The organism is Hydrogenophaga sp. A37 (assembly GCF_002001205.1).
Taxonomy (GTDB): domain Bacteria; phylum Pseudomonadota; class Gammaproteobacteria; order Burkholderiales; family Burkholderiaceae_C; genus Hydrogenophaga.
In genome coordinates, this window is the sequence record NZ_MUNZ01000050.1 from 1 (window position 1) to 8,109 (window position 8,109).

General features: G+C 69.1%; 8 protein-coding genes. 3 read left to right on the plus strand and 5 right to left on the minus strand.

Going from position 1 to position 8,109, the window contains the following annotated elements:
- Together B0E41_RS01350 and B0E41_RS01355 are read right to left on the minus strand one after the other, a co-directional pair.
- Nucleotides 1-802 (minus strand): TPM domain-containing protein (locus B0E41_RS01350; RefSeq protein WP_077328012.1); only part of this gene is annotated, 802 nt, incomplete at its 3' end.
- Nucleotides 799-1,407, minus strand: coding sequence for a LemA family protein (locus B0E41_RS01355; protein ID WP_077328026.1), 609 nt, complete (start codon nt 1,405-1,407; stop codon nt 799-801). The genes B0E41_RS01350 and B0E41_RS01355, both read right to left, overlap by 4 nt.
- Before the next feature lie 190 nt (nt 1,408-1,597).
- Between B0E41_RS01355 and B0E41_RS01360 the strand changes: the two genes are divergently transcribed.
- From B0E41_RS01360 to B0E41_RS01370, 3 genes are all read left to right on the plus strand, one after another.
- The gene (locus B0E41_RS01360) at nt 1,598-2,035 is read left to right on the plus strand and encodes a nuclear transport factor 2 family protein (protein ID WP_077328014.1); all 438 of its coding nucleotides are present in this window, start codon (nt 1,598-1,600) and stop codon (nt 2,033-2,035) included.
- Between the two features lie 39 nt (nt 2,036-2,074).
- Nucleotides 2,075-3,067, plus strand: coding sequence for an alpha/beta fold hydrolase (locus tag B0E41_RS01365; protein ID WP_077328016.1), 993 nt, complete (start codon nt 2,075-2,077; stop codon nt 3,065-3,067).
- 141 nt (nt 3,068-3,208) lie between these two features.
- Nucleotides 3,209-3,796: a DUF2946 family protein gene (locus B0E41_RS01370; protein ID WP_077328018.1), complete on the plus strand. Its 588-nt coding sequence runs from the start codon at nt 3,209-3,211 to the stop codon at nt 3,794-3,796.
- A 63-nt stretch (nt 3,797-3,859) separates the two neighbouring features.
- On the opposite strand, the gene B0E41_RS01375 is transcribed toward B0E41_RS01370, so the two are convergent.
- The 3 genes from B0E41_RS01375 to B0E41_RS01385 form a co-directional block, all read right to left on the minus strand.
- Nucleotides 3,860-4,723 carry a c-type cytochrome gene (locus tag B0E41_RS01375; protein ID WP_077328020.1) on the minus strand — a complete coding sequence of 288 codons (864 nt, stop codon included), beginning with the start codon at nt 4,721-4,723 and terminating at the stop codon, nt 3,860-3,862.
- Between the two features lie 148 nt (nt 4,724-4,871).
- Nucleotides 4,872-6,218: an MATE family efflux transporter gene (locus B0E41_RS01380; protein ID WP_077328022.1), complete on the minus strand. Its 1,347-nt coding sequence runs from the start codon at nt 6,216-6,218 to the stop codon at nt 4,872-4,874.
- Between the two features lie 156 nt (nt 6,219-6,374).
- Nucleotides 6,375-8,018, minus strand: coding sequence for an alpha-D-glucose phosphate-specific phosphoglucomutase (locus B0E41_RS01385; protein ID WP_077328024.1), 1,644 nt, complete (start codon nt 8,016-8,018; stop codon nt 6,375-6,377).
- Nucleotides 8,019-8,109: the final 91 nt, after the last annotated feature.

Below are 8,109 nucleotides of genomic sequence, written 5' to 3' on the forward strand. Positions count from 1 at the left end.
CCCAGGAACCACCCCCACCTCGCCCGCCTCGCCCTGAACTCGGCATGGATGGAAGCATCTGCAAGAAGAGCGCGGCGAGCATGGCCAGCAGGCCGGCGCCCACCGACAGCCAGACCACAGCGGTCAGCACCCAGGCCAGCCCCCCAGCGCCGACGCCGGTCAGCAAGGTGCCCAGCTTGTTGCCGAAGATGCTGCGGAGCACAGCAGACCCGATGGGCACCGCGAACGCGAGAAAGATCAGGATGTCCAGCGGCGCCATGGCGCCGAAACCCGATGCGGGCGGGGCCTCGCCGGGCAGCGGCAGGTCTTCGCCAGCCACGCGGGCCAGGATCTGGTCCACACCGGCTTGGATGCCGCCGGCGTAGTCGTTGTTGCGAAACGCGGGTGCCACGGCCTGATCGATGATGCGGCGCGCCATGAGATCGGGCAAGGCGCCTTCCAGCACTTTGCTGGTGGCGATGCGCATGCGCCTGTCGTTCTTGGCGACCACGAACAGCACGCCATCGCCCACCTCTTTGCGGCCGATCTTCCAAGCGTCCCCCAGGCGTTGCGTGTAGTCAGCGATGTCCTCGGGCTGGGTGGTCGGCACGATCACCACCGCCACCTGGGTGCCACGCGCCGCTTCGAACGCCGCTAGCCGGGCCTCCAGCGACGCGATGCTGGTGGCGTCCAAGGTGTTGGTCTGGTCCGTCACGCGGGCCCGCAACTCGGGCAGGGGCAGCACGCCCTGTGCATGGGCCGAGACAGCGCCCAAGAGCCAGAGCGCGCCCAGCAGCAGCGCGCGGAACCAGCGGACGGTCATGGCTTGTTGAAGTCCACCTTCGGCGGGGTGCTGATGGTCGCTTCGTCCGCCACCTGGAACCCGGCCTTGGGCTTGTAGCCGAACACCATGGCCGTCAGGTTGCTGGGAAAGCTGCGCGCCAGCACGTTGTAGGCCTGCACCGTCTCGATGTAGCGGTTACGCGCCACGGTGATGCGGTTCTCGGTGCCTTCGAGTTGCACGCGCAGGTCGCTGAAGGCCTGGTTCGCCTTGAGGTTGGGGTACTGCTCCACGACCACCATCAGGCGGCTCAATGCGCTGCCCACCTCGCCCTGTGCAGCCTGAAACTTTTCCATGGCCGCCGGGTCGTTCAACATCTCGGGCGTCATCTGGATCGACGTGGCTTTGGAGCGCGCCTCGATCACCTTGGTCAGCGTGTCCTGTTCGAAACTGGCCTCGCCTTTGACGGTGGCCACGATGTTGGGAATCAGGTCGGCGCGGCGCTGGTACTGGTTGAGCACCTCGGACCAGGCCGATTTGCTCTTTTCGTCCAGGCTCTGGAAATCGTTGTAGCCGCAGCCAGTGAGCCCGGCAGCGAGGCACAGGGCCAGTGCCCAAGTGGTGAGGGATTGGGTCAAAGTGCGCATGAAACCTCCATCGGCCGACACCGCGGCCACAGCTGAAAATGGGCAGGGCCCAGAACTTTCGCGGACTATACCCCCAGGGCCTGCGCTCAGGCACCCGGGAGGCCGGCCAACGGCACAGGGTCACGCCTGCGCCGCCACCCGTGCGCACGAGGCGGCCGCCGGCCCGCCGTGCGCACGGCAAAATAGGCCCATGCGCAAACCCAAAATGCCCCCCGGCACCGCCGACGACACCGAACACGCGTTCTACGACGCGCTGCAGCACGGTGATCTCGAACGCCTCATGGCCTGTTGGGCCGACGAAGAAGACATCGTGTGCGTGCACCCCGGCGGCCCCCGCCTGGTGGGGCCAGCTGCGATCCGCGCGGCCTTCGAGGCGCTGTTCTCGAACGGCAGCGTCAAGGCCCAGCCGGAGCGCGTGCGTCGGCAGGACGCGGGTGATTGCAGCGTGCACAGCGTGGTTGAGCGGGTCGAGGTGCTGAGCGACGATGGGCTCGCGCATGCCTGGGTGGTGGCCACCAACGTGTACGCCAAGACGGCTCGGGGCTGGCGGCTGGTGGCGCACCACGCGAGCCCGGGCAGCCGCACCGAACCCGACGACGCGCTGAGCGTGCCGACGGTGTTGCACTGAGAGGCTGTGGCTTTGCATCCGTCGGTACAGCCTTCGTCGATGACCTTCGCACAGCGGTACCGGGCACCCTGGTGGCTGCCCGGCGGCAATGCCCAGACGCTGTGGGCCGCGTTGCGCGCACGCCGCCACTGGGGCCCTGCGCCCACTTGGCAGCGCCAGCGCTGGACCACGCCAGACGGTGACTTCATCGACGTGGACACCGCCCAGCACACCAGCGCCCCCGACGCGCCCTTGCTGGTGTTGTTCCATGGCCTGGAGGGGTCGTCGGCCAGCCAGTACGCGGTGGCGTTTGCCGACTTCGCTGCGTCCCAGGGCTTGGCGTTCGCGGTGCCCCACTTCCGGGGCTGCTCGGGCGAGCTGAACCTGGCGCCCCGGGCCTACCACTCGGGTGACTTTCATGAAATTGACTGGGTGCTCCGGCGTTTCGCCGCCGAGAACCCGGGGCGGCCGTTGCTGGCGGTCGGTGTCTCGCTGGGCGGCAACGCGCTGCTGCGCTGGGCCGGCGAGATGGGCCAGACCGCGGGGGACACGGTGCACGCGGTGGCGGCCGTGTGTTCGCCCCTCGATCTGGCGGCGGGCGGCCACGCCATCGGACGCGGCTTCAACCGGCTGGTCTACACGCGCATGTTCCTCTCCAGCATGGTGCCCAAGGCACTGAAAAAGCTGGAGCAGCACCCGGGCCTGTTCGACCGCGAGGCGCTGCTCGCGGCGCGCGATCTCTACGAGTTCGACAACCTGTTCACCGCGCCGCTGCACGGTTTCAAAGACACCGACGACTACTGGGCGCGCGCCTCGGCCAAGCCGGTGCTGCGCGACATCCGTGTGCCAGCGCTCGCGCTCAATGCGCTCAATGACCCGTTCGTTCCGGCGTCCTCATTGCCCACCGCCGCTGAAGCCGGCAGCCACGTCACCCTTTGGCAACCCGCTGAGGGCGGGCACGTGGGTTTCCCGGTCTCGCTCGGCCCCTGGGGCCTGCCGGGCCATGTGCGCGCGATGCCAGAGGCGGTGGGCCAATGGCTGATGGCTGTTTGACCCCCCTGCCGCGCGGCGCGCGACCCCCCGAGGGGGCGGCACTGATGGCCCGGCGAAGCCGATCCCACGGTGCCTTGGGATGAACTTCCTCGCAGTGGTCTGCGCTGGTTGGGGTCTGTGAATCCGGGTTGTAATCGCGTCATGGATGACATCGTCAAGGCGGCGCTCGCCAAATGGCCCAACGTGCCGCACTGTGTCGGCTGGCTCGGGCTGGACGCGCGCGGCAACTGGTACATGCGCGACGACCGCTGCCAGCGCAGCGGGCCGTTCGCTGCCGAGCCGGGCGAGGCGGTGGTGGCGAGCAAGGGCTCGCTGCTCAAGCACGACAAGCTCATCGATTTCATCCACCGCAACTGCGCGGCCGACGAGGCGGGGCAGTGGTTCTTTCAGAACGGGCCGCAACGCGTGTACCTGGAACTGGAGGCCACGCCCTTCATCTGGCGCCTGCAGCCCGATGGGCGTGTGCTCGCCCACAGCGGGCAGGACGCCGGCGAGGTGCGCCAGAGCCTGCTCGATGAGCTGGGGAGGCTGTACCTCGTGACGGCGCTCGGCATGGGCCTGGTGCACACCAGCGACATGGCGCTGGCGGCCGACGCGGTGGAGCAGGGCCGTTGGACGCCCGAGCCGGTGCAGGCCGCCGAACTTCCCGCCGCCTGGGGCTTTGTGCGCAGCCCGCAGCGGAGGCAGGCGGGGGCCGCCGCGCCCTGGCTCGCCGCTGGGGCCGACTGAACGGGGCCCCTGGACGAAAAAAAGGCCGGTCATTGACCGGCCTTTTGTCTGGAGCGCGAAGGCTTACTTCACGGCGGCCAGCATGTACTGCACGGCGCCCTTGATGTCGGCGTCCGACGCGGCGCTGCCACCTTTGGGCGGCATCGCGCCCTTGCCCTTGATGACGGTGGCGGTCAGCGCGTCCACACCGGCGCCCACGCGCGGGGCCCAGGCGGCCTTGTCGCCAAACTTGGGAGCACCGGCGACGCCCGCGGCATGGCACACCGTGCAGGCCTGTTTGTACAGGGCTTCACCACCCGCGCCAGCCACGGCGGCCGCCGGAGCGGCAGCGGCAGGCGCTGCAGCAGCCACAGGGGCGGCAGCGGCCGGGGCAGCGGCGGGTGCTGCCGCTGGAGCGGCCTCTGCAGCGGGTGCGGCTGCCGCGTCAGCAGCGGCGGGCGCTGCAGGCTCGGCCAACTTGCCACCAGCGGCGTTCGCCATGTGCACCACGGCACGGCCGATTTCCACGTCGCTGAAGGCGCCGCCACCCTGGGCGCCCATGGCGCCTTTGCCCTTGAGGGCCGAGGTCAGCAGGGCTTCGTAGCCCTGGCCGAGGCGCGGGCCCCAGGCGGCTGCGTCACCGAACTTGGGAGCGCCGGCCAGGCCAGCGGCGTGGCAAGCCGAGCACTGGGCGGTGAACACGGCTTCGCCCGTGGCGAGCGGGCGGTTGGCGTCGCGCAATTCGACCGTGCCCACGCGCTGAATGCGCTGTGCCGTGGCCAGTTCGGGGTCCACCGCACCGGCGGCCGGCTTGTTGTCGGAGGTGACGTAGTACACCAGGCCAATGATGATGAAGATCGGGCCTACGAAGGAGAAAAACGACGTCCAGAGCAGCTGGGCGGGCGTCTTGATCGGGCCGGTGTGGGAGTCGTGCGCGTGGTCGCTCATGGTGTCCTCTGGGGGTGGCGAAACGGTGCCGGGAAGGGAGAATGGGGGGTTCACCCGACAGAGGGCAAACAACCCGCGATTATAAACAGCGACCCATTGCACGGGACTTGCGAGGCGCCGTGCCATGGCCGGGTGTGTGCTCGGCGCATCAACGGGGTTTTCGCAGCCCGCGCAGCGTCTCACGGGCATGGGGCAGCCAGCCCTTGCCGCGCCAGCGCCACCACATGAGCAGACCGCGCAGGCACTCGTCGGCCACGTAGGCCAGCCAGATGCCGGGCAGGCCCCAGGCCCGGCCCATGAAGTACGAGCCCGCGCCCAGCAGCAGCGCGAACGAGCCGATACTGGCGTAAACGGGATAGTTCACGTCGCCGGTGGCGCGCAGCGCGCCGATCACCACCAGGTTGAACACGCGGCCGAGTTCGAGCGCGACCGAGATCCACAACAGGGTCTGGGCGGCTTCGATGATGGCCGGGTCTTTGGTGAAGGTGCGCATGATCCAGGGCGCCGCCAGTGCCGCGATCAGCACCAGCGAGCCCGAGGCCAGCATGCCGTTGCGCACACCCTTCTTCACCATTTGATCGGCTTCGCGAAGCCGGCCGGCGCCCACCAGGCGGCCGACCATGATTTCGCAGGCCCAGCCGATGGCCATGCTGATGAGCAACACGTACTTCAGCGTCTGCAGCGTGTAGGAATGGGTGGCCAGCGCTGCCACACCCAGGCGCGCGGTGGCCGAGAGCGAGACCATGAAGGCCAGCCGGTAGCCCAGCTCGGCGGCGGCGCCCGGCAGGCCGATGCGCAGCACCGGCCCCAGCGTGCGCATGGGCAGCGACCACCAATGGTGCAGCGTTGGCCGCAGGTCCATGCGCCGTTGCCAGAAGCGCAGGTGCAGCAGCAGGCCCAGCCCACGGCTCAGCAAGAAAGCCACCGCATAGCCATTGAGCCCCCAGCCGTCCCAGCTGCCCAGGCCGCGCATGAACACGAAGGCCAGCAGCAGGTGCGTGCCGTGCATGGCGATCATGATGAACAGCGATTCGCGCGCAAACAGGTGGGCGCGCAGCACGGCGGCCATGCTGATGTTGTAGGCCTCCAGCACCATGGCCGGCGCGAGCAGCAGCATGTAGCTGATGGCCAGTGGCACCACCTCGGCCGGGGCGTTGAGCACGTCCAGCGTGAAGGCCTTGCCGAACAGCAGCCAGCTCGCCGCCAGCAGGCCGGCCCAGGTGCTGGCCGCCAGCGCCATATACGAGGTGCGCTTCACCGCATCTTGCTGGCCGCTGCCGATCAGCTGCGTGACGACCACGCCCAGGCCGATGGCCAGCACGCGGAAGATGACGAACAGAGTCTCCAACACCTGCTGCGTGAGGCCGAAGGTGCCGGCCGCTGCGTCTGATGTGTGCGAGGCCAGGTAGAGCCCGGCCATGGCCACCGTCATGCCCAGCATGAACTCACCAAAGATGGGCGCCGCGACGGCGTTGAGGCTGGGGCGGACTTTCATGCGATCAGGGCCCGGCTCGGAATCGGTTTTGCATGTCGCCGGAGCGCCACTTGGCCGCGTGAAACGGGGCCACCCAGGGCACCGCCGAGCCGGCTCTGCAGGACGGTCAGTGCCGCCTCCTTGGGGTGGCGCGAAGCGCTGCGGGGGTGCTTCACATCAGGTCATGACCGTGGGCGCGTCCATGCCCGTGTGGTGGCGGATGTGGGCCACCGCTTCGGCCAGGGCGATCAGCGGCGCCAGCGCTTCCTGCGCGGGCACGTCCTGCCGGCTGGCATCGGGTTCGTGGCGCTCCAGGTAGACGCGCAGTGTGGCGCCTTCGGTGCCCGTGCCCGAGAGTCGAAACACCACGCGCGAGGAGTCTTCCAGCACCACGCGCACGCCCTGTTTCTGGCTCACCGAGCCGTCCACCGGGTCGGTGTACGCAAAGTCGTCGGCCCAGGCGATCTGTTGCCCTGCAACTGTTGTGCCCCCCAGTGTGGGCAACTGCGCGCGCAGCTCGCTCATCAGCGTGTTGGCCTTGTCGGTGGCGATGCCGTCGTAGTCGTGGCGCGAGTAGACGCAGCGGCCGTGGGCTTTCCACACGCCCCGCACCAGGTCTTCCACCGACTGGCCGGTGACGGCCACGAGGTTGAGCCAGAACAGCACGGCCCACAGGCCGTCTTTCTCGCGCACGTGGTCGGAGCCGGTGCCGTAACTTTCTTCGCCGCAGAGCGTGACCTGGCCCGCGTCGAGCAGGTTGCCGAAAAACTTCCAGCCCGTGGGCGTCTCGTAGCAGGCGATGCCCATGGCCTTCGCCACACGGTCCACCGCGGTGGAGGTGGGCATGGAGCGCGCCACACCGGCCAGACCCTTGGCGTAGCCGGGCACCTTGGTCGCATGCGCCGTCAGCACGGCCAGGCTGTCGGACGGCGAGACCAGGAAGCCGCGGCCGAGGATCATGTTGCGGTCGGCGTCGCCGTCGGAGGCCGCCCCCATGTCGGGCGCGTCGGCGGCCATGAGGTGGGCCACCAGGTCGTCGGCGTAGGCCGGGTTCGGGTCCGGGTGCAGGCCACCGAAGTCTTCCAGCGGCTCGGCGTGCACCACGGTGCCGGCGGGCGCGCCGAGTTCGCCTTCAATGATGGCCTTGGCGTAGGGCCCGCCCACGGCCCACATGGCGTCGTAGCGCAGACGGAACCCGCGCTGAAACAGGGCGCGGATCGCGTTGAAATCAAACAGGCTGCGCAGCACCGCCGCGTGGTCTTCCACCGGGTCGATCACCTCGACCGTGGCGTCTTCGATCTGCTGGGTGCCGAGCATGTCGAGCGCGATGTCGGCGGCGTCGCTGGTCAGGTAGCGCTCCAGCGTCTGCGTGCGTTCGTAGATCGCCTGCGTGAGCTTTTCGGGCGCCGGGCCGCCGTTGGCCGCGTTGTACTTGATGCCGAAGTCGCCGTCGGGGCCGCCGGGATTGTGGCTGGCAGAGAGGATGATGCCGCCGCTGGCGCCGTGGCGGCGGATCACCGCGCTGGCGGCCGGCGTCGAGAGAATGCCGCCCTGGCCCAGCAGCACGCGGGCGTAGCCGCGCGCCGCCGCCATCTTCAGGATGGTCTGCACGGCCACCCGGTTGTAAAAGCGCCCGTCGCCGCCCAGCACCAGGGTCTGGCCGGTGGCGCGGCCGGTCTCACCGTGCAGCACGTCAAACAGCGCCTGAACGAAGTTTTCGAGGTAACGCGGCTGCTGGAACACCGTGACCTTCTTGCGCAGGCCGGAGGTGCCGGGCAGCTGGCCGGCGAACGGGGTGGTGGGCAGGGACTGGAGGGTCATGGCGGCTCCTGGGGTGGCGGGGGTGGGCCCGAGTCCTGAAAGACTGGGAGGCAAAGCGCCAGTGTCGCGCAGATTCAGACAGGCCTTGTGA

Excerpts from the sequence above, each read along its gene's own strand:
- B0E41_RS01380 (WP_077328022.1), bottom strand. The coding sequence starts at position 6,218 with ATGAAAGTCCGCCCCAGCCTCAACGCCGTCGCGGCGCCCATCTTTGGT.
- B0E41_RS01385 (WP_077328024.1), bottom strand. The coding sequence starts at position 8,018 with ATGACCCTCCAGTCCCTGCCCACCACCCCGTTCGCCGGCCAGCTGCCC.
- B0E41_RS01370 (WP_077328018.1), top strand. The coding sequence starts at position 3,209 with ATGGATGACATCGTCAAGGCGGCGCTCGCCAAATGGCCCAACGTGCCG.
- B0E41_RS01365 (WP_077328016.1), top strand. The coding sequence starts at position 2,075 with ATGACCTTCGCACAGCGGTACCGGGCACCCTGGTGGCTGCCCGGCGGC.
- B0E41_RS01360 (WP_077328014.1), top strand. The coding sequence starts at position 1,598 with ATGCGCAAACCCAAAATGCCCCCCGGCACCGCCGACGACACCGAACAC.
- B0E41_RS01355 (WP_077328026.1), bottom strand. The coding sequence starts at position 1,407 with ATGCGCACTTTGACCCAATCCCTCACCACTTGGGCACTGGCCCTGTGC.
- B0E41_RS01375 (WP_077328020.1), bottom strand. The coding sequence starts at position 4,723 with ATGAGCGACCACGCGCACGACTCCCACACCGGCCCGATCAAGACGCCC.